General features: G+C 59.4%; 19 protein-coding genes. 13 read left to right on the forward strand and 6 right to left on the reverse strand.

From position 1 onward, the window contains the following. Position 1 precedes the first annotated feature (1 nt). The 6 genes from dppC to DW58_RS18865 all read left to right on the forward strand — a co-directional run bounded on the left by dppC (position 2) and on the right by DW58_RS18865 (position 4,831). Positions 2 to 904, forward strand: a complete 903-nt coding sequence (gene dppC, locus DW58_RS18840) for a dipeptide ABC transporter permease DppC (RefSeq protein ID WP_024549953.1) — start codon at positions 2 to 4, stop codon at positions 902 to 904. Between the two features lie 11 nt (positions 905 to 915). Further along, positions 916 to 1,908, forward strand: coding sequence for a dipeptide ABC transporter ATP-binding protein (gene dppD, locus DW58_RS18845; RefSeq protein ID WP_024549954.1), 993 nt, complete (start codon positions 916 to 918; stop codon positions 1,906 to 1,908). Next, the gene (gene dppF, locus DW58_RS18850) at positions 1,895 to 2,911 is read left to right on the forward strand and encodes a dipeptide ABC transporter ATP-binding subunit DppF (RefSeq protein ID WP_024549955.1); all 1,017 of its coding nucleotides are present in this window, start codon (positions 1,895 to 1,897) and stop codon (positions 2,909 to 2,911) included. Before dppD ends, dppF begins: the two co-directional genes overlap by 14 nt. A gap of 257 nt (positions 2,912 to 3,168) precedes the next feature. Further along, a complete protein-coding gene (locus DW58_RS18855) occupies positions 3,169 to 3,492 on the forward strand; it encodes a helix-turn-helix domain-containing protein (protein ID WP_029696344.1) in 324 nt (107 codons plus the stop codon). After that, positions 3,477 to 3,788 carry a HipA N-terminal domain-containing protein gene (locus DW58_RS18860; protein WP_024549957.1) on the forward strand — a complete coding sequence of 104 codons (312 nt, stop codon included), beginning with the start codon at positions 3,477 to 3,479 and terminating at the stop codon, positions 3,786 to 3,788. Before DW58_RS18855 ends, DW58_RS18860 begins: the two co-directional genes overlap by 16 nt. Beyond that, on the forward strand, positions 3,788 to 4,831 hold the full coding sequence (locus tag DW58_RS18865; RefSeq protein WP_024549958.1) for a type II toxin-antitoxin system HipA family toxin: 1,044 nt from the start codon (positions 3,788 to 3,790) through the stop codon (positions 4,829 to 4,831). The genes DW58_RS18860 and DW58_RS18865 overlap by 1 nt, the downstream gene beginning before the upstream one ends. Positions 4,832 to 4,907: 76 nt before the next feature. Here the strand turns inward: DW58_RS18865 and DW58_RS18870 are convergent, their stop codons facing one another. Further along, a complete protein-coding gene (locus tag DW58_RS18870; RefSeq protein ID WP_024549959.1) occupies positions 4,908 to 5,099 on the reverse strand; it encodes a toxin-antitoxin system HicB family antitoxin in 192 nt (63 codons plus the stop codon). 130 nt (positions 5,100 to 5,229) lie between these two features. On the opposite strand from DW58_RS18870, the gene DW58_RS18875 reads away from it, so the two are divergent. Next, positions 5,230 to 5,754, forward strand: a complete 525-nt coding sequence (locus DW58_RS18875; protein ID WP_024549960.1) for a hypothetical protein — start codon at positions 5,230 to 5,232, stop codon at positions 5,752 to 5,754. Between the two features lie 176 nt (positions 5,755 to 5,930). Here DW58_RS18875 and vapC read toward each other — a convergent pair whose 3' ends face one another. The 5 genes from vapC to bcsE form a co-directional block, all read right to left on the reverse strand. After that, complete coding sequence (gene vapC / locus DW58_RS18880; protein ID WP_024549961.1) at positions 5,931 to 6,353, reverse strand: type II toxin-antitoxin system tRNA(fMet)-specific endonuclease VapC; 423 nt, start codon at positions 6,351 to 6,353, stop codon at positions 5,931 to 5,933. Then, the gene (vapB, locus tag DW58_RS18885) at positions 6,353 to 6,583 is read right to left on the reverse strand and encodes a type II toxin-antitoxin system VapB family antitoxin (RefSeq protein ID WP_024549962.1); all 231 of its coding nucleotides are present in this window, start codon (positions 6,581 to 6,583) and stop codon (positions 6,353 to 6,355) included. Before vapB ends, vapC begins: the two co-directional genes overlap by 1 nt. Positions 6,584 to 6,765: 182 nt before the next feature. Next, the gene (gene bcsG, locus DW58_RS18890) at positions 6,766 to 8,451 is read right to left on the reverse strand and encodes a cellulose biosynthesis protein BcsG (RefSeq protein WP_024549963.1); all 1,686 of its coding nucleotides are present in this window, start codon (positions 8,449 to 8,451) and stop codon (positions 6,766 to 6,768) included. Continuing rightward, positions 8,444 to 8,638, reverse strand: coding sequence for a cellulose biosynthesis protein BcsF (bcsF, locus tag DW58_RS18895; protein WP_024549964.1), 195 nt, complete (start codon positions 8,636 to 8,638; stop codon positions 8,444 to 8,446). Before bcsF ends, bcsG begins: the two co-directional genes overlap by 8 nt. Continuing rightward, on the reverse strand, positions 8,635 to 10,197 hold the full coding sequence (gene bcsE, locus DW58_RS18900; RefSeq protein WP_024549965.1) for a cellulose biosynthesis protein BcsE: 1,563 nt from the start codon (positions 10,195 to 10,197) through the stop codon (positions 8,635 to 8,637). Before bcsE ends, bcsF begins: the two co-directional genes overlap by 4 nt. A gap of 169 nt (positions 10,198 to 10,366) precedes the next feature. Between bcsE and bcsR the strand changes: the two genes are divergently transcribed. From bcsR to bcsC, 6 genes are read left to right on the forward strand one after another with little or no spacing between them, the layout of a single operon-like run. Continuing rightward, the gene (gene bcsR / locus DW58_RS20495) at positions 10,367 to 10,552 is read left to right on the forward strand and encodes a cellulose biosynthesis protein BcsR (protein ID WP_024549966.1); all 186 of its coding nucleotides are present in this window, start codon (positions 10,367 to 10,369) and stop codon (positions 10,550 to 10,552) included. 11 nt (positions 10,553 to 10,563) lie between these two features. After that, on the forward strand, positions 10,564 to 11,298 hold the full coding sequence (bcsQ, locus tag DW58_RS18905) for a cellulose biosynthesis protein BcsQ (protein ID WP_024549967.1): 735 nt from the start codon (positions 10,564 to 10,566) through the stop codon (positions 11,296 to 11,298). Then, on the forward strand, positions 11,295 to 13,913 hold the full coding sequence (gene bcsA, locus DW58_RS18910) for a UDP-forming cellulose synthase catalytic subunit (RefSeq protein ID WP_024549968.1): 2,619 nt from the start codon (positions 11,295 to 11,297) through the stop codon (positions 13,911 to 13,913). Before bcsQ ends, bcsA begins: the two co-directional genes overlap by 4 nt. 10 nt (positions 13,914 to 13,923) lie before the next feature. Next, positions 13,924 to 16,368: a cellulose biosynthesis cyclic di-GMP-binding regulatory protein BcsB gene (gene bcsB, locus DW58_RS18915; protein WP_024549969.1), complete on the forward strand. Its 2,445-nt coding sequence runs from the start codon at positions 13,924 to 13,926 to the stop codon at positions 16,366 to 16,368. Between the two features lie 10 nt (positions 16,369 to 16,378). Next, complete coding sequence (bcsZ, locus tag DW58_RS18920) at positions 16,379 to 17,482, forward strand: cellulose synthase complex periplasmic endoglucanase BcsZ (RefSeq protein ID WP_024549970.1); 1,104 nt, start codon at positions 16,379 to 16,381, stop codon at positions 17,480 to 17,482. Continuing rightward, positions 17,464 to 20,964 carry a cellulose synthase complex outer membrane protein BcsC gene (bcsC, locus tag DW58_RS18925; RefSeq protein WP_029593340.1) on the forward strand — a complete coding sequence of 1,167 codons (3,501 nt, stop codon included), beginning with the start codon at positions 17,464 to 17,466 and terminating at the stop codon, positions 20,962 to 20,964. The genes bcsZ and bcsC overlap by 19 nt, the downstream gene beginning before the upstream one ends. The last annotated feature ends 41 nt before the right edge of the window (positions 20,965 to 21,005 follow it).

A 21,005-nucleotide genomic window follows, 5' to 3' on the forward strand; every position in this document is an offset into this window, starting at 1 on the left:
CATGTCACAAGTTACAGAAAGCAAAGTGGTTTCTGCGCCGGTGCCGATGACGCCCGTGCAGGAGTTCTGGCACTATTTCAAACGCAATAAAGGCGCGGTGATCGGGCTTATCTACGTCGTCGCCGTACTGATTATTGCCGTGTTCGCCAACTTTATTGCGCCGCACAACCCGGCGGAACAGTTCCGCGATGCGCTGCTCGCCCCGCCGGTCTGGCAGGATGGCGGCACCTGGGCGCACATTCTCGGTACCGACGACGTGGGTCGCGACGTGATGTCGCGTCTGATGTACGGTGCGCGCCTGTCGCTGCTGGTGGGCTGCCTGGTGGTGGTACTGTCGCTGATCATGGGCGTGGTGCTGGGTCTGCTGGCGGGCTATTTCGGCGGCCTGGTGGACAACATCATCATGCGTATCGTCGATATCATGCTGGCGCTGCCAAGTCTGCTGCTGGCCCTGGTGCTGGTGGCGGTGTTCGGCCCTTCCATCACCAATGCGGCGCTGGCGCTGACCTTCGTGGCGCTCCCCCACTACGTGCGCTTAACGCGCGGCGCGGTGCTGGTGGAAGTAAACCGCGACTACGTCACCGCCTCTCGCGTGGCGGGAGCGGGTGCGATGCGTCAGATGTTCGTGAACATTCTTCCTAACTGCCTTGCTCCGCTGATCGTTCAGGCGTCGCTCGGCTTCTCTAATGCCATCCTTGATATGGCCGCCCTTGGCTTCCTTGGCATGGGTGCGCAACCGCCGACGCCGGAGTGGGGCACTATGCTCTCCGACGTGTTGCAGTTCGCACAGAGCGCCTGGTGGGTCGTGACCTTCCCGGGTCTGGCGATCCTGCTGACGGTGCTGGCATTTAACCTGATGGGTGATGGGCTGCGTGACGCGCTCGATCCTAAACTCAAGCAGTAGAGAGGCGCGAGATGGCGTTATTGAATGTAGATAAATTATCGGTGCACTTCGGCGACGAAGACGCACCGTTCCGCGCCGTGGACCGTGTGAGCTACAGCGTGGATCAGGGTGAAGTGGTCGGTATCGTCGGGGAATCCGGCTCCGGGAAATCGGTCAGCTCGCTGGCGATCATGGGGCTGATTGATTATCCAGGCCGCGTGATGGCGGATAACCTCGGCTTTAACGGCCAGGATCTGAACCGCATCTCTGAGAAAGAGCGCCGCAACCTGGTGGGGGCTGAAGTGGCGATGATCTTCCAGGACCCGATGACCAGCCTCAACCCGTGCTACACCGTGGGCTTTCAGATTATGGAAGCCATCAAGGTGCATCAGGGCGGCAACAAGAAGACCCGCCGTCAGCGCGCCATCGACCTGCTGAATCAGGTCGGTATCCCTGACCCGGCGTCGCGTCTGGACGTTTACCCTCACCAGCTCTCCGGTGGGATGAGCCAGCGCGTAATGATTGCGATGGCGATTGCCTGCCGTCCTAAGCTGTTGATTGCCGATGAACCGACCACCGCACTGGATGTAACCATCCAGGCGCAGATCATCGAGCTGCTGCTGGAGCTTCAGCAAAAAGAGAACATGGCGCTGGTGCTCATCACCCATGACCTCGCGCTGGTGGCCGAAGCGGCACATAAAATCATTGTGATGTATGCCGGCCAGGTTGTAGAAACCGGTGCCGCACGCGATATTTTCCGCGCGCCGCGTCACCCCTATACCCAGGCGCTGCTGCGAGCCCTGCCGGAATTTGCCCAGGATAAAGCGCGGCTGGCGTCGCTGCCGGGCGTGGTACCGGGGAAATATGACCGCCCGAACGGCTGTCTGCTGAACCCGCGCTGCCCGTACGCCACCGACCGCTGCCGCGTTGACGAACCGGACTTGAACCCGGTAGACAACGGCCGTCAGTCAAAATGTCACTACCCACTCGATGACGCCGGGAGGCCTAATTATGAGTACGCATGAGGCCACAGCCCCTTTGCTGTTAAACGCAATCGATCTGAAAAAACACTACCCGGTGAAGAAAGGGCTGTTTGCCCCGGAACGCCTGGTGAAAGCGCTCGACGGCGTGTCGTTCACGCTTGAGCGCGGTAAAACTCTGGCGGTGGTGGGTGAGTCGGGCTGCGGGAAATCGACCCTCGGTCGCCTGCTGACCATGATCGAAACCCCGACCGGCGGCGAGCTGTACTATCAGGGTCAGGATCTGCTTAAACCGGACGCCACGGCGGAGAAGCTGCGCCGTCAGAAAATCCAGATCGTGTTCCAGAACCCCTACGGCTCGCTGAACCCGCGTAAGAAAGTCGGACAGATTCTGGAAGAGCCGCTGCAAATCAACAGCAGCCTGAGCAAAGCAGAGCGCCGTGAAAAAGCGCTGGCGATGATGGCGAAGGTCGGCCTGAAAACCGAGCACTACGATCGCTATCCGCACATGTTCTCCGGCGGTCAGCGCCAGCGTATCGCCATCGCCCGTGGGCTGATGCTCGATCCGGACGTGGTGATTGCCGATGAACCGGTATCGGCGCTCGACGTATCGGTACGCGCGCAGGTTCTGAACCTGATGATGGATCTGCAGCAGGATATGGGCCTCTCCTACGTGTTTATCTCCCACGATCTGTCGGTGGTGGAGCATATCGCCGATGAAGTGATGGTGATGTACCTCGGCCGCTGCGTGGAGAAGGGCACCAAGGACCAGATCTTCTCGAACCCGCGCCATCCGTACACCCAGGCGCTGCTCTCCGCGACGCCGCGCCTGAACCCGGACGACCGCCGCGAGCGCATCAAGCTTACCGGCGAGCTGCCAAGCCCGCTCAACCCGCCGCCGGGCTGTGCGTTTAACGCCCGCTGCCGTCGCCGCTTCGGACCGTGCACCCAGCTGCAACCGCAGCTCAAAGAGTACAACGGCCAGCTGGTTGCCTGCTTCGCGGTCGATCAGGACGAGAACGGCGAGAAAGCACTGCCGCAGCAGTAACGCGGTAAGACGACGTAAAAAACCGGAGCCCTGGCTCCGGTTTTTTTATGGCAACACGAGATCTGTTGCAGGTCATATTTGAACTATATTTTTTTATTAATATTTAAATGGCTACTAAATGAGCTTTTAATAGTGATTGGCTCGTAATTGAGCTATACTCTGTTATAAAATTATTTATATCTCATATTTGAGCTTTTAAGAGTCATTCAGTTTAGGTATGAACTTTATGAAGTCATTTTTAACGTCAAGGTTCTTATATGAACGATAACGTCATCACGTCGCTGACATGGAAGCTGCAGTCGGTAAGTGAGGAGCTGAGCAAGATGCGCAGTGAATTGCTGACGGCAGCAGCTGAAAGCGCACCCGGCAATGCGGCATCGATTGACGATCTGGCCGCGTTTGGTGCGCAGCTCAATGCGCGTCGTAAAGCGCTGGGTATCGATCTGGCACTGCTGGAACTGCAAACCGGGGTGTCGGTTTCGACATTAAAAAGGGTATTTAAAAATCCAGAGCAGGTGAAATTTGGCACGGTGATGGCGGTGGCCCGCGCGCTGGGTGTGACGCTATGCTCCGCCGTGTAACCGTGTGGCTCTACGGTGAGCCGGTAGGCGTGCTGGAGCAGAGCGACGCGGGGTTCTGCTTTACCTATCACGCGGATTATCAGGGGCCGCCGCTCTCATTAAGCCTGCCGGTGAGTCAGCGCAGGTTTCCGCGCGGCACGCTGCATCCATTTTTTGTTTCCCTCGCGCCGGAAGGCTGGCTGAATCGCCGTTACAGCCAGATACAGCATCTTGATGAAAAAGACCTGCTGGGGATGCTTATTCATAACGGTAAAAACCTGATTGGTGCCGTTCAGATTGAACCGGAGGATGCGTAATGGCGCTATGTCGTATTCTGTTAACGCCGCTTACTGGGCGGGATGAAGCCGCGGGTTACTCAGCGCGTGGTCTGAAGCGGCTTACCGGCACCGGGCGCGCCAGCCCACAGCTTCCGTTTACCCGTAGCGAATTCATTAGCGAACTGCCGAGGGTGCAGGCGGGGATGAGCATTTCCGGCTATCAGCCGAAGCTACAAATGGTACTTGAGAAAGGTATCTTCAGCGTGGTGGAACATCAGGGGGAATACATCCTCAAACCTTCCCCGGCGGAGTTCCCATTTTTAGCGGAAAACGAACACGCCACCATGACCCTGATGGCGCGACTTGGGTTTGATGTGCCACCGCACGGCCTGGTGCGATTTGCCAAAGCGCAGCCTGACGATCCCGAAGAGTATGCCTTTGTCATCCGCCGCTACGATCGTGACCAGCAGGGCAATGCACTGCACCAGGAGCAGCTGGACGCTGCAATGGATATTGGGGAAAAGTACGGAAAAACCGCTGCGGATGGTAAGCAGTACGTCAGCTATGAACGGCTGGCAACCTTTTTACTTGCAAACGTTAACGACAACCTGGCGTTCAAAATCGATCTGTTCCGGCGTATCGCTTATGCTTACCTGCTGGGAAACAACGATATGCATCTGCGCAATTTCGGCCTGATCTTGCCGCCGCTCGGCAAGCCTGAACTGGCACCGGTATATGATTTTGTCAGCGTCGCCCCTTATTCCCCGGTATTTAACAGCGGGTTTCTGGCCCTGCCACTGCTGTGCTGTGAAGAGGGCGATGGCGAGCTGGCACCGGGCATGAAAACGCAATACGGGGAGTATCTCGGAAAGGATTTTTTGGTGCTCGGTGAAGCAATGGGCCTGGCGAAACCCGTGGTGCTGCGCCTGTTTGCACAGATGCTGAGCGAAGCAAAAACTGTCGAAGCGGTGTATCGCGCCTCGTTTATGCCTGCCGGAGACAGCGAGCGCGTGTTGCAGTGCTATCAACAGCGGTTGAAGCGGATGATAAACGTGGATGAGGCGGAGATGGTTGGCATATGAGTCGCAGAATAGGGCAGGGCGGATAAGCCTGCGCACCTGCCGTGTCAGTGCTGCAGGGTTACAGACTCAGGCTACATTACCCCTTCGGTTCAATCCCTTTTTTCTTCAACGCTTCCCGCGCCAGATTCTTAAACCAGTTGGCAAGACTGATCCCCTGCGCAGCGGCCTCGGCATCAAGCTGCGCGCGTAATGCAGGGTCGATACGCATTTTAAATTGCGGGGTTGGTCCCCCGATTGTCGATTTTTTATCCCTTTTAATCATTGACAAGGGGCCACCTAAAGATTAATTTTCATATCTAAGTGGCCACTTATACTTTATCAGGCCACCATAAACAACGCCCCGGAAGTGCGCCAACACCGCCGGAGCGTCTGACCACAACGTTATGAGGACTAACGCTATGGCTAATGCCGATAGTAACACAAACGCTCGCCCTGAATTTACCCTGCCGGATCACACCCCTGGCACGACACTCACCGCATTGATGGCTACGCCGCTGGGCGCCAGGCACGATCTTTTTCAGGTGCTGGAAGGGTGTCAGCGCTACGCTGACGAACTGATTGAAACCCACGATATTACCGCGCGTATGGCGCTGTGCGGGCGCCTGCTCGCCGGGATGGAAGTGATGCGAGGGTTGTTAAACGCGCCATTACCTCCCCATCTGATTGCTCGCTTAACGGTGGAAGATGCCCAGGAGCTGCCTGGCTTGATCGCCTGTGATTCAGAAACGCTACGGGAATATTGCGCTGCGCTGATTCTGATTTTGCTTAATCACCAGGAGTCGCCGGAGCAGGAGAAGATGATCATCGGTGTTTTGTACGAGCTTATTGACCTGCTGGCCCACGATCTGAAAGCCCCACGTTTTTTGCGAACGCCGACCGGGTTAGTGACGCTGGAAGGGGAGCCGCTGCCGCAGGTTCACTGACGCGGTTATTTCGGGAAGCAACGCCGATGATGTAAATAATAACGCCCCAGAGCAGTAATCACTTTTGATGGTTCTTTGGGGCACTATGGAATCAGTAACACGATCCTGCAAAGAAGACCGCATGTTGTTGCAGTTACTGCGTGAGAGGATGATGAAAATTATACGTTCGCTCACGCTTATAACGGACTCTCCAGCAATCCAGCAATCCAGTCCTCGGTTCGCAGGCCGGACACGCGTTCGAATTCACGCCGGTTATTGGATACCACGATCAATCCCCGTGAACGGGCATGACCCGCAATCATCGTATCCCATGCCCCAATGGGGGTGCCTTTTCTGGCGAGCTCGGCCCGAATCTGACCCGTGTGCGTAGCGGCATCATTATCAAAGGTCAGCACATCCAGCCTGGCTGCAAACCCTTCTACCACGGCGAGATTTTTTTCCGGATTTTGTGATTTCTCTGCGCCGTAGATCAATTCCATTAGCGTGACGGTACTAATGCACATCTGCCCGTAATATTTATTGAACGCCTCGCGAACAATCTGCGGTTTGTTTTTGATAGTGAAAATGCAGATGTTGGTATCCAGCATAAACTTGAGCATCAAAATTCTTCCCTGGTTTGATCGTCTGGTTGATCCCTGTCAGACATGTAGTCCGACGTCACGCTGTCGCCATTGAACCAGTTGTCCCAGCCTTCTCCTGCCGGTGTGATAATCCGGGTCCTTCCGACAGCAACGATTTCTACATTCTTCACATCTTCCGGTAGCGCTACTGCCTTAGGTAAGCGAACGGCCTGGCTGCGATTACTACGAAACACCGTGGTTTTTTCCATCGCCCCTCCTGCGTTGTACGTTTTTTATCCTTATCATCTTAGTGATGCAATGGGATATGTCAAAGGGATATACAAGAGAGTGGGATAACTGGAAACCGCTTCACAATCAGGAATAAAAAAGCCCGACGCGTTTTCACGGGTCGGGCTGTGTGTTCAGCGGCAGGCGCTATTGCTCACCATCATCACTGCGGATACGGTACCCAGTCGCCGCCGTTCAGGCGCACCCAGGGTTTACCCTGATACTGCACCACCACGGCGTTGGCATTTTCCGATACCGGCGCAGACTGCGGCAGGTTGCTGGTCAACGCGTCCCAGTCCACGCTATCGGCCACGAAGTTTTTGCCGTCTACCGAGCGAGCCACCAGTTCAGATATCGCCAGGAAGCTGCTGGGCCGATCGATCTGAATCATGTCGCCCTGATGCGGGGCTTTCATACCGATAAACTTAATGCCGACCGGCACATGGGTAATGGACGGGCTCGGGATATCACGCAGGCCGGATACCTGCATTCTGTCCCCGGCCAGCGCCGCGCCGTGCTCCGGCACAATCACCACCATCACTTTGCGGCCCGATTTTTCCAGATCCGTCAGGAAGGCATCAAGCTGGTCGAACAGCTTCTGGGCGCGCATTTTATAGTCGGCGGTTTTGCTCACGCCCGGCAGATGGTTCCCGTCGTGCAGCGGCAGCAGGTTAAAGAAGGTCGCGCTGCGCGGGTTCTGAGTGCGGTCTTCGGACTTGTTCCAGCGATCCAGCACCGCCGCATCGTCATAGATGGGCGAGTTATCGAAGGAGCGCAGGGCCACCGGCAGACCGGTCTGGTCCATCAGCGGCGACTGCATCCCACCGCCTTCGCGAACTTCCTGCAGGAAGCCGCCGAACACGCCGTCGTGGTCAAGCATCAGGTGCTGCGAGAAGCCCAGCTTCGAGAGGTTCTCAAACAGATAGCACTGATTACCGGCGGGCTGATACAGGTTCTTGTGCGACAGCTGACCGCAGCTGGCGCGCAGCAGACGGATCGCCGCCGGGCCGCTGTAGGAGGTGCCGGAGTTGAAGTTCTTGAACAGGATGTCGAAATGCGACCACAGCGGGTGCGACATCAGCCCGCTGGACTCGATATCGGACCAGGCCAGCGAGCAGATGTTGATCACCAGCAGTTCAAACGGCTGTGAATCCGCAGGCAAGCTCTCCGGGAAGTGGGTCTGGCGCTTCGCCTCAGAGGCATAGAAGCTGGTCAGCCAGTTATTGATGCTCTGGCTGCTCGCCGGTGCGGTCTGGGCCGGAATGTCGCCGACAACCGGCGTGCCCGCGGCCTGGGCCACGGTATCCGCCGCGCCGCCGCCGGTGGTGGTAACGGTGGCGGGGTTGGCTGCCCCTGCGTTCGGCCACAGGGCCATCACCGGGCCGGTAATGGTCAACACGTTAAGCCAGAGCATGATCGCCACCACGAAGACCGTGACGCGCAGCCACTGGGAGAGAAACAGCCAGGCGACCAGCAGCACGAAGGCGGCACCAATCATCTGCCAGTTAATGAAGCGCGTGACCAGGTCGAGCAGGTAGTCGGCGCTGAATCCTGCCACCTGCGAGCCCTGCGTCATCATACTCTGCGGGCCGGGCAGCCAGGTGTCATGCCAGAACAGCGCAAAGCCAAGCGGAATGGCGATCAGGTGGCGCAGACGGTGCAGACGAAAGTTGGGGATCGGCACCAGCAGGAAGGCCATAAACACCAGGTTCGTCATGGGGTGGAAGTTGAGATACCCGGTCCACAGCAGGCCGAACTTAAGTAAAAAGTAGTAGTTCCAGCCGGAAAGTCCGCGCCAGTATGGGAAAAGGGGTGTAGCCACCGGGGCCGTTTTATTCTGTTTAGTCATGTCGATGGTCTGCCTTGACTGAGTTCCGGCGCAAAATGCCGTCCGGCTTAACATAGCGTGGTTTTATAAAAATAAGACGCAGAAAGGCTGCGATGCGCGTGGCGTGCCGCTGCGCCAGGTACCCGAGCGGAAAGAAGATTACCGCGCACAGCACGATCAGCTGAATAATATCGGTAAGCGACATCATACGGACGTTCCTTCGTCTGACGCATCTAACAAGGTGATGGGCTGCGGCACGCGACGCCAGGCGTGGCTGTCATGCTGGGCGTTAACCACCGCGCTGATATCCCCGGGGCCTTTCAGGGGGTTACCCCATTTCTCTGGATTCATGTCTCGTATCTGCACAATTTCTGCCGCGATCTGCGAATCCTCAAACCACACCTTGCGGTTGGAGAAGATATCGCCGACAGGCAGGGGGAAAATATGGTTCAGGGCCGTGTCGAGGTCGTTGATCCGGCAGAACGACAGGAACAACACCAGCCGACCGTCGCCCACCGTCACGATGTCGCCCATACGTACCGGACGGCACAGCGTCAGCGCCTGTTCGGCGCGAATACCCGGCACCGGGCGCAGTGCCACCATCACGCCTTTGCCATCCAGGGGCAGCAGCGGGTTGGTCATCAGCGCGCCCACCGCCTGGCAAAACGTTGGCCACGGCTGGTAACCGCGCAGCTTGAGCGGCTGCATCGCGTCGAGCAGCAGGGTGATATCTTCCGGCACGTGGCGCGAAAACACCTGCCCCTGTACGCTCTCAATAAGCGTCAGGCAGCGCGACAGCGGGGCGTTCCACGGAATGATCATCGTCGCGCCGCATCCCAGCAGCAGCCGCTCGTCGGTGGCACGCAGGCTGGCCTGATTTTCACGCACGATGATTTTGAGCGCGGTCCCGCGCTGGCGACGCAGCGTATGAATATGCCGGGCCAGCCCTTCAATCTGGTTGTTCTGCGCCAGTGAAAAAATCACCGTCGCCGCCTGCGCGGTGCGCGCATCGTTAAATAACGTTTCATTATTGTCGTACAGGTGCCAGTTCTCGGAGAGCGGGGGAGCACCTTCCAGCACGGCGATATGGCTGAGTACCTGTTTTTCGTCGCTGCGCGGCTGCGGGGCGTGATCTTCCGCGGCCGTCACGTTCCACCCGGCGGCGGTAGTTTCCAGCATGATCTGGCGCTGAGCGCTCACCCCTTTTTCATTACACCAGTAAGCAATATCAAGAAGATGCATTTCACCCTGACGGCGCAAGGTGGCCAGGCCATCTAAAGAACGGTGCTCGCTGACTAACAGTGAGGACTGCTTATCACTGTTATTATCGGGGTTAATCATTAGCACGGCGCAATTATTTTCTTTTGCCCAACTACTGGTTTTTTTGATCCAGTTATGTATCAGAGAAGATGATATATTTTGCCAGTAATTAATCGAGTTAATAATAATTATTAAATAATGATAAGGATCTATGGATGACATAACATCGCGGGTCAAAAAGTGTAGACTATCCGGCGAAGAACGCGCGGAAAATAAGCGAATGTTATCTGGCCCGCCCACGGTGGGTTCATGAATCACGGTTCGGGGCGGCGCCCCCATCGTTATGACCGCCACACGTGCATCAGCCTGCTGTGCCGCAAGCGTCTGGTTGGCAAGGCGATAAGCATCGACATCCTGGTCTGTGTTTACCCACCACAGACTGCCCGAAGGCATATGATTTAATTCATCCCAAAGCGAATGAATACCAATCGGAAATATGGGGTTCATGCATCCCTCTTGAAAGGAAATTGTCTGTCTCTCAGTTTACTAGCGAAAGCGTGGAAATAAACCTAACATTGAAATTAAAGAACATCGCATTTAGCATGTAAATCATAATTCGCCGAGCAGAATCTTACCAAATCTGAGCGTGCGATTTTCTCAAAGGGATGCGGCCTGAATGCAAGACCACAATACTAACGATACTCAAGATAACCCCGGCCTTTATGGTTTTCAGAATGACATTCTGGCCTTACGCCGTGCATTTTCATTGCCAGAAATTGATTACACCGATATTTCTCAACGTGAACAGCTGGTATCAGCGCTTAAGCGCTGGCCATTGCTGGCAGAATTGACCAATAAGTAGCAGGAAACACCATGGCTATTCTGGCTTTACAGGGTATTCACGGCGGTGTTGGCACCACCACCGTAAGCGCGGCGCTGGCCTGGGCGCTGCAAATGCTTGATGAAAAAGTGCTGCTGATCGACGGCTCGCCTGACAACCTGCTACGCCTCTCCTTCAATATCGACTTTGCGCATCGCGGCGGATGGGGCCGGGCGCTGCTCGATTCTCAGGACTGGCGCAGCGCGGCATGGCGTTATACCCGTCACCTTGATGTGCTGCCGTTCGGGCAGATGAGCGACGATGAGCGTACCGCGTTATCCACCGGATCGACAGCGCTAAATGGGTTTCGCGAGGCGCTGGAGACGCTGAAATCCAGCGGCGAATACCAGTGGATCCTTCTCGACCTGCCTCACGGCGCGGCGCCGTTGACGCAGCAGATGGGCGAAACCGCTGACCACACCCTGGTCGTGGTGCGTCCGGACGCCAACTGCCATGTACGCCTGCACCAGCAGGCGTTGCCCGCAAACAGCCACCTGCTGCTCAACTACCTGCGGGTTGGCAGCCAGGTGCAGGACGATATCTTCCAGCTCTGGCTGCAAAGCCAGCGTAACCTGTTGCCGATACTGATTCACCGCGACGAGGCCATGGCCGAGTGTGCCGCCGCGAAGCAGCCGCTGGGCGAGTATCGTCCGGACTCCCTGGGCGCGGAAGAGATAATGACGCTGGCCAACTGGTGCCTGCTGCGCTGTTCCGGGAGAACAGAATGAGCCGCGTAAACCAATGGCTGTTACAGCCGCAGGTCAGCCAGCGGCTTCAGGAACGGTGTCGGGTCTGGCGCACTAACGGTACGCCCCTGTTCAGCATCTGGCTGGGTACGCTGTGTCTGGCGCTGGCCTGGACGCTGCTGCCGCTGGAGAACTCCCGCTGGGCGGCCATCCGCGCGCGCCACGCGACCCTGTTCCCCCATATTAATCCCGATCGTCCGCGTCCGCTGGATGCGGTGCGCTACCTGTTGCAGGGTGCCTGGCTGCTGGCGATGCGTCCTGCGGAGAGCCGCGTGGGTCCTCACTGGCGATCGGTGTCATTCGTGCAACGGTGGATGCTGCGCTACCACACCTGGCTCGATACGCTGCCGACGCGTTTCAACGATGACACGCAGCATCTGGAAAACGAGAAGGAGCTGGGCCATCTCAGCCAGGGCGTACGGCGCATTATCCTCGGTGTGATAGTGGCATTTTCGCTGATCCTCGCGATTCTGTGCGTCACGCAACCGTTTAACCCACTGGCGCAGTTTACCTTCCTGATCCTGCTGTGGGCAGTGGCGATGTTTGTGCGCCGTATCCCGGGGCGTTTCTCGGCGCTGATGCTGATTGTGCTGTCACTCACCGTCTCCTGCCGCTACATCTGGTGGCGCTACACCTCGACGCTCAACTGGAACGATCCGGTCAGCCTGGTGTGCGGCTTGATCCTGCTGTTTGCAGAAACCTACGCCTGGATTGTGCTGGTGCTGGGCTACTTCCAGGTGATCTGGCCGCTCAACCGCCAGCCGGTGCCGCTGCCGAAGGACATGAACAGTTGGCCGTCGGTGGATATCTTCGTGCCGACCTACAACGAAGATCTGAACGTGGTGAAGAACACTATCTACGCCTCGCTCGGTATCGACTGGCCGAAGGATAAGCTGCAAATCTGGCTGCTGGACGACGGCGGTCGCGAAGAGTTTAAGGCGTTCGCCCACACGGTTGGCGTCAACTACATCGCCCGTACCGAGCATAACCATGCGAAAGCGGGGAACATCAACAACGCGCTGAAGTATGCGAAAGGCGATTTCGTGTCGATATTCGACTGCGACCACGTGCCGACGCGCTCCTTCCTGCAGCTCACCATGGGCTGGTTTATGAAGGATAAAAAGCTGGCGATGATGCAGACGCCGCACCACTTCTTTTCGCCCGACCCGTTTGAGCGCAACCTGGGCCGTTTCCGCCAGACGCCGAACGAAGGCACGCTGTTCTATGGCCTGGTGCAGGACGGAAACGACATGTGGGACGCCACCTTCTTCTGCGGTTCCTGTGCGGTGATCCGCCGCGGCCCGCTGGATGAGATCGGTGGTATCGCGGTGGAAACCGTGACCGAGGATGCCCACACCTCGCTGCGCCTGCACCGCCGGGGCTATACCTCTGCCTACATGCGTATTCCGCAGGCGGCGGGGCTGGCGACAGAGAGCCTGTCATCCCATATCGGGCAGCGTATCCGCTGGGCGCGCGGCATGGTGCAGATTTTCCGTCTCGACAACCCGCTGTTTGGGAAGGGGCTGAAGCTGGCGCAGCGTCTGTGCTACGTCAACGCCATGTTCCACTTCCTCTCCGGGGTGCCACGGCTGATCTTCCTGACCGCCCCGCTGGCGTTCCTGTTGCTGCACGCCTATATCATTTATGCACCGGCGATCATGATTGCGCTGTTCGTACTGCCGCACATGGTTCACGCCAGCCTGACCAACTCGAAGATTCAGGGCAAATACCGTCACTCCTTCTGGAGTGAGATCTATGAAACGGTGCTGGCCTGGTATATCGCCCGTCCCACCATGGTGGCGCTGTTTAACCCGCACAAAGGGAAGTTCAACGTCACCGCCAAGGGTGGCCTGGTCGAGAACGAGTACGTCGACTGGGTGATCTCCCGTCCTTATCTCTGGCTGGTGGTCATTAACCTGATTGGGGTGGGGTTCGGCATCTGGCGCTATTTCACCGGGCCGGCGAATGAAACCCTCACCGTGCTCGTCAGCCTGCTGTGGGTGTTCTATAACCTGATTATTCTTGGCGGCGCGGTGGCGGTATCGGTAGAGAGCAAGCAGGTGCGTCGGGCGCATCGCGTCGAGATCCGCATGCCGGCGGCGATTGCCCGCGAGGATGGTCACCTGTTCTCCTGTACGGTTCACGACTTTTCGGACGGCGGTATTGGCGTGCAGATCAACGGCGGGGCGCAGATGCTGGAAGGCCAGCACGTCAGCCTGTTGCTCAAGCGCGGGCCGCATGAATACGCCTTCCCGGCGCAGGTCGTGCGCGTGTTCGGTTCAGAAGTGGGCCTGCAGCTCGGACAACTTACCACCCAGCAGCATATCGATTTTGTGCAGTGCACCTTCGCGCGCGCTGACACCTGGGCACTCTGGCAGGACAGCTTCCCGGAAGACAGACCGCTGGAAAGCCTGCTGGACATTCTAAAAATGGGGTTCCGGGGCTATCGCCATCTCGCGGAGTTTGCCCCTCCGTCGTTGAAACTGATTTTCCGTTCTCTTACCACGCTGGTTGCCTGGATTGTCTCTTTTATTCCCCGCCGCCCGTCGCGCGCGGTGACAGAGGTCTTTCCTGGCCCGGTTATGGCTCAACAATGATGACAATGCGATGAAAAGAAAAATATCCTGGATTTACGCAATGGCTGTGGGGATGAGCGCTTTCCCCGCAATGATGAGTTATGCAGCACCGGGCGTTACCCCGGCGGATCCGGCGGTCACTGCGGCACCCGCGGCCCCGGCCGTCGCGACCGCCACGCAAGGCGTTGTGACGCCCGATCAGACAAGAACAGAGCGGCTGATGCCGGCGACCCCTGCTGCCAATGGCGCGACGCCTGCGGCGGTTAACCCGTCGCCGGTGATTGGCCAGGTGCAGCCGGGCGTGCCACGCGCCAACGCTCCGATTGTCGCGCAGGATGCCCCGTCGCGGGATGTCACCCTGAGCTTTGCCCAGATCGCGCCTCCGCCGGGCAGCATGGTGCTGCGCGGCACTAATCCGAACGGTGCCATTGAATTTGGAATGCGCAGCGATGAAGTGGTCTCCTCAGCGATGCTGAACCTGGAGTACACCCCGTCGCCGTCCCTGCTGCCGGTGCAGTCCCAGCTGAAGGTCTATCTCAACGACGAACTGATGGACGTGCTGCCGGTCACCAAAGAGCAGCTCGGGAAGAAAACCCGCGCCCAGGTGCCCATCGATCCGCTCTATATCGCCGATTTCAACCGCGTGCGGCTGGAGTTTGTCAGCCACTATACCGACGTGTGTGAAAACCCGGCCAGCTCCACGCTGTGGATGGACGTGGGCCGCAGCAGCGCCCTGAATCTGACCTACCAGACCCTGTCGGTACAAAACGATCTCTCGCATTTCCCGGTGCCGTTCTTTGACGCGCGCGATACCCGCGCCGTGGAACTGCCGATGGTCTTTGCCGCGTCGCCGAACCTGGAGCAGCAGCACGCCGCCGCGATTGTGGCGTCCTGGTTTGGTTCCCGTGCCGCGTGGCGCGGGCAGACCTTCCCGACCCTGTTCAACCAGCTTCCGGACCGCAATGCCATTGTCTTCGCGACCAACGACAACCGCCCGGACTTCCTGCGCGATCTTCCGGCGGTAGAAGCGCCGACCGTTGAGATGATTAACCACCCGGACAACCCGTACGTGAAGCTGCTGGTGGTGATGGGACGTAACGATAAGGATCTGGTGCAGGCCGCCAAAGGTATCGCCCAGGGCAACGTGCTGTTCCGCGGCTCGAAAGTGGTGATTGACGATGTTAAGCCGCTGCTTGCGCGTAAGCCTTACGACGCGCCAAACTGGGTGCGCACCGACCGCGCCATCACCTTCGGTGAGCTGAAAACCTATGAAGAGCAGCTTCAGTCCAGCGGTATGGAGCCGTCGGCCATCAGCCTGGCGCTGAACCTGCCACCGGATCTCTACCTGCTGCGCAGCAGCGGTATTGATATGAATCTCAACTACCGCTACACCACGCCGGCGACGAATGACAATTCGCGCATGGATATCAGCCTGAACAACCAGTTCCTGCAGTCGTTCAACCTGACGACGAAAGAAGAAAATAACAACCTGCTGCTGCGTCTGCCGGTGTTGCAGGGCCTGCTGGATGGCAAAACCGAAGTGTCGATTCCGGCGCTGCGTCTGGGCGCGCTCAATCAGCTGCGCTTTGACTTCCAGTATGCCAACCCGATGCCGGGTGGCTCGGTGAATAACTGCGTCACCTTCCAGCCGGTGCAGAACCGCGTGGTGATCGGGGATGACTCCACCATCGATTTTTCACACTATCACCACTTTATCGCTATGCCGGATCTGCGCGCTTTTGCCAACGCCAGTTTCCCGTTCAGCCGCATGGCGGATCTCTCCGACACCACCATCGTGGTGGCGAAGCAACCTACCGCCGCGCAGGTAACAACCCTGCTTGATACGCTGGCTAACGTGGGCGCGCAGACCGGTCTGCCGGCCACTAACGTCAGCATCACCGACGACGGTGCCAGCGTACAGGGCAGCGATCGCGATATCCTCATCATCGGCACGCTGCCGGCGCAGCTGAAAGACGACAAGCGTATCGATCTGCTGGTGCAGGCCGCCCAGAGCTGGGTGAAGACGCCGCAGCGCGACTCCTCCCTGCCGTCCATCATGCCGGACGATCAGGATCGCACCGCGAACGTGCAGACTACCGTCACCTCCACGGCGCCGATGGCAGCGGTGGTGGGCTTCCAGTCACCGTTTAACGACCAGCGCAGCGTGGTCGCGCTGCTGGCGGACAGCCCGCGCGGATACGAACTGCTCAACGACGCGCTGAACGACAGCGGCAAACGCGCCGCGATGTACGGCTCGGTTGCCGTCATCCGTGAATCGGGCGTCAACAGCCTGCGCGTGGGGGATGTCTATTACGTCGGTCACCTGCCGTGGTTCGAGCGCGTCTGGTATGCCTTTGCTAACCATCCGGTGCTGCTGGCGATCTTCGCTGCGATAAGCGTGCTGCTGCTCGCCTGGGTGCTGTGGCGTCTGCTGCGTATCCTGAGCCGTCGCCGTCTCGACCCGGACCATGATTAAGGACCTGACGATGAAAGGGCGTTGGCTGTTGGTCGCCGTACTCCTGATGCTGGCCGCGCCGCTGCGTGCGGCTTGCACCTGGCCTGCCTGGGAGCAGTTCAAAGCGAACTACATCAGCGAGGGGGGACGGGTGATTGACCCGAGCGATGCCCGGCAGATCACCACCTCCGAAGGCCAGAGCTATGCGCTGTTCTTCGCGCTGGCGGCCAACGACCGCGCCACCTTTGACCGGCTGCTGGGCTGGACGCAGGACAATCTGGCCGAGGGCTCGCTCAAAGAGCATCTTCCCGCCTGGCTGTGGGGCCACAAGGAAGACAACAGCTGGGGCGTGCTGGATACCAACTCCGCGTCCGACGGCGATATCTGGATCGCCTGGTCTCTGCTGGAGGCCGGGCGGCTGTGGAAACATCCGGAGTACACCACGCTTGGCAGCGCCGTGCTGGCACGCATTGCCAGGGAGGAGACGGTTAATGTGCCCGGTCTGGGCCTGATGCTGTTGCCGGGTAAAGTCGGCTTTGCCGATAAAACCGCCTGGCGCTTCAATCCCAGCTATCTTCCGCCGCAGCTGGCAATGTACTTCACGCGTTTCGGCCTGCCATGGACCACGCTGCGTGAAACCAACCTGAGGCTGCTGCGTGAAACGGCGCCCAAAGGGTTCTCTCCTGACTGGGTAAGCTGGGAGAAAGGGAAAGGCTGGCAGCTGAAAACCGACAAGCCGCTTATCAGCAGCTACGATGCGATCCGCGTCTACCTCTGGGTCGGGATGATGCACGATAAGGATCCGCAGAAGGGGCGCCTGCTGGCTCGCCTGAAAGGCATGGCCGACCGCACCACCCAGCACGGACTGCCGCCGGAAAAGGCCAACGTCACGACCGGGGCGGTGCAGGGCGATGGCCCGGTGGGATTCTCGGCGGCGATGCTACCGTTCCTGCAGGACCGGGATGCCCAGGCGCTACAGCGTCAGCGGGTGGAAGATAACTTCCCCGCGAAAGACGCCTATTACAACTTTGTGCTGACCCTCTTCGGACAGGGGTGGGATCAGTACCGTTATCGATTTACTGCACGGGGTGAATTACAACCTCAGTGGGGCCAGGAATGCGCAAGTTCTCATTAACGCTTTTGTCTATCACACTGGGCCTGAGCCTGATGCCGAAGGCTATGGCCGCGCCCACACCGCAGCAACAGCTGCTGGAACAAGTTCGTCTCGGCGAGGCGACGAAACGCGACGACCTGGTGCGTCAGTCGCTGTATCGCCTTGAGCTGATGGATCCAAACAACCCGGACGTCATTGCCGCCCGGCTGCGCTATAACCTGCGCCAGGGCGACACCGCCCAGGCGCAGAAGCAGCTGGATCGCCTGAAAGAACTGGCCCCGGATTCCGCGGCGTATCGTACCTCGCGGACCGCCCTGCTGCTGGCCGCCCCGGATGGACGCCAGGCGTTGCAGCAGGCGCGCCTGCTCGCCACTTCCGGGCGTAATCAGGAGGCTATCGCCGCCTATGACAAGCTGTTCGGCGGCACGCCTCCCGACGGCGATTTAGGCGTTGAATACTGGACGCTGGTGGCGCGCGAGCCGTCGCGGCGCGCTGAAGCCATTACGCATCTTCGGGCGCTGAACGCCAGCGAACCGGGGAATACCACCCTGCAGGCCAACCTGGCGCAGCTGCTGTTTTCAGCCGATCGGCGCGACGAAGGCTACGCCGTGCTGGAACAGATGGCGCGGTCCAGCGCGGGCCGTGAGGGTGCCGCCAACCTGTGGTATCAGCAGCTGCAGGGGGCGCCTGCCAGCGCCCAGAGCGTTGCCGACCTGCAACGTTTCCTCCAGGTGTTCTCCTCCGGGCAGAGTGTAGACAAAGCCAGAACGCAGCTGGCGGAGGCGCAGAAGCAGCTGGCCGATCCAGCGTTTCGCGCCCGCGCTCAGGGGCTGGCCGACGTTGACACCGGGAAGGGTGCCACCGCCATCGCGCCGCTTGAAACGGCGATCAAAGCCGGGCAGAGCGACAGCGAAACCGTGGGCGCCCTTGGTCAGGCTTACTCTCAGCAGGGCAACCGTGCGAAAGCCGTGGAGCAGCTTGAAAAAGCCATTGCGATGGATCCCAACAGCAGCAGCCGCAGCAAGTGGGACAGTCTGCTCCAGACTAACCGCTACTGGCTGCTGATCGAGCAGGGCGATGCCGCGCTGAAGGCGAACGATCTCGCCGGCGCAGAACGTAAATACCAGCAGGCGCGCAGCGTGGATAACACCGACAGCTACGCGGTGCTGGGGCTGGGGGATGTGGCGGTCGCACGTAACGATGACGCCGCCGCAGAGCGTTTCTACCAGCAAAGCCTGCGTATGGATGCGGATAACAGCAATGCGGTGCGTGGCCTGGCAAACGTCTATCGTCGCCAGTCGCCAGAGCGCGCCGAAGCGTTTCTCGCGACCCTTTCCGCCAGCCAGCGCCGCAGCGTGGACGACATTACCCGCAGCCTGAATAACGAACGCCTTGAGCAGCAGGCCGCCGCGCTGGAAAAGGCGGGCCGCTATGCCGAAGCCGCGCGGGTACAGCGCCAGCGCCTGCAGCTTGACCCTGGCAGCGTGTGGATAACCTACCGCCTGGCGCAGGACCTGGCCGCCGCTGGTCAGCGCAGCGAAGCCGACGCTCTGTTCCGCGCGCTGGCCCAGCAAAAACCTCGCGACCCGGAGCAGGTGTATGCCTACGGGCTCTATCTCTCCGGCAGCGACCGCGATCGGGCCGCGCTCTACCACCTCAATACGCTGCCGCGCAGCCAGTGGACGCCAAACATCATTGAGCTGGCGGACCGCATTCACAATGGCCAGGTGCTGGCTAACGCCAACCGTCTGCGCGACAGCGGTCAGGAAGCCCAGGCCATCGCGCTGCTTCAGCAGCAGCCGACGTCCGATCGTATCGACCTGACCCTCGCCGACTGGGCGCAGCAGCGTGGCGATAACGCCGCGGCGAGGGCGCAGTTTGAGAAAGTGCTGGCCCGCAACCCGGAGAGTGACGATGCCCGCCTGGGGCTGGCCGAAGTGCTGGCAGAGGAGAAGCAGAACGCCGCGGCTCAGGCGCAGCTGGCGAAACTGACGTCACGCCAGGGCGGTGAACCGCTGACGCTTAACAGCCAGCGCCGCATTGCCATGGTGCAGGCCGCCACCGGCGAGCAGGCCGCGGCCCAGCAGACCTTCAGTCGGATCGTGCCGCAGGCGAAAGCGCTGCCGCCGTCCCAGGAGAGCGCGCTGGTGCTGCGCGACGCGGCACGGCTACAGGGCCAGAATCAGCAGGGTAAACAGGCGCTGGAGACCTGGCGCGATGCGATGGTGGCGAGCGGGATTGCCCCGGTGCGCCCGGCCGACAACGACACCTTTACGCGCCTGACGCGCAACGACGCCAAAGATGACTGGCTGAAGCGCGGCATTCGCAGCGATGCGGCAGACCAGTATCGCCAGCAGGACGTGAACGTCACGCTGATGCACGACTACTGGGGCTCCAGCGGTACGCCGGGCTACTCTGATTTGCAGGCCCACACCACCATGCTGCAGGCCGACGCGCCGCTGTATGACGGCCGCATGTTCTTCCGTAGCGATATGGTCAATATGGACGTCGGGCAGTTTAGCGCCGACAGCCGCGGGCAGTATCGTGAAGACTGGGGAACCTGCGCCGAAACTTACTGTAGCGGTCGCACCAACCAGAGCGCGCGCGGCGCAAGCGTCGCGGTCGGCTGGCGCAACGACACCTGGGATATGGACATCGGTACCACGCCGATGGGCTTTAAGGTAGTGGACGTGGTCGGCAGCCTGAGCTACAGCAGCGATCTCGGTCCGCTGGGCTATACGCTTAACGCGCACCGCCGTCCGATTTCCAGTTCGATGCTGGCTTTCGGCGGGCAGACCGATCCCAACACCAACACCACCTGGGGCGGGGTACGCGCCAGCGGTGGCGGCGTGAGCCTGAGCTACGATAAAGGCGAAGCCCACGGCGTCTGGTCAAGCCTGAGCGGCGACACGCTCACCGGTAAAAACGTTGAGGATAACTGGCGCGTGCGCTGGATGTCCGGCTACTACTATAAGCTTATCAACGAGAACAACCGCCGCGTGACGGTAGGCCTCAACAATATGGTGTGGCACTACGATAAGGATCTCAGCGGTTACAGCCTGGGCCAGGGGGGCTACTACAGCCCGCAGCAGTACGTCTCGTTTGCCGTGCCGGTCATGTGGCGTCAGCGTACCGAAAACTGGTCGTGGGAACTGGGCGGGTCGGTCTCCTGGTCGCACTCGAAAACCGATACCCAGCCGCGTTATCCGATAAAAAGCCTGATCCCCGATCCGGTGTCAAACGACGATCCGCGCCTGCGCCGCTTCACCGATAAGTACGCGCCGGAAGAGGGCAGCAGCAGCTCTGGCGTCGGTTACACCGCAAGAGCGCTGATCGAGCGGCGAATTTCGTCGAACTGGTCCGTTGGTGCGGGAATCGACATCCAGGAGGCGAAAGACTATACGCCAAGCCACGCCCTGATTTTCGTGCGATACTCTCAGGCAGGCTGGCAGGGCGACATGGATATGCCGCCGCAGCCGCTGGTGCCGTATGCCGACTGGTAAAACGGATTAATCTGTCCGGCTTCGCACGCTAAAAAGCCTTC

Source organism: Siccibacter turicensis LMG 23730, from assembly GCF_000463155.2.
Classification (GTDB): domain Bacteria; phylum Pseudomonadota; class Gammaproteobacteria; order Enterobacterales; family Enterobacteriaceae; genus Siccibacter; species Siccibacter turicensis.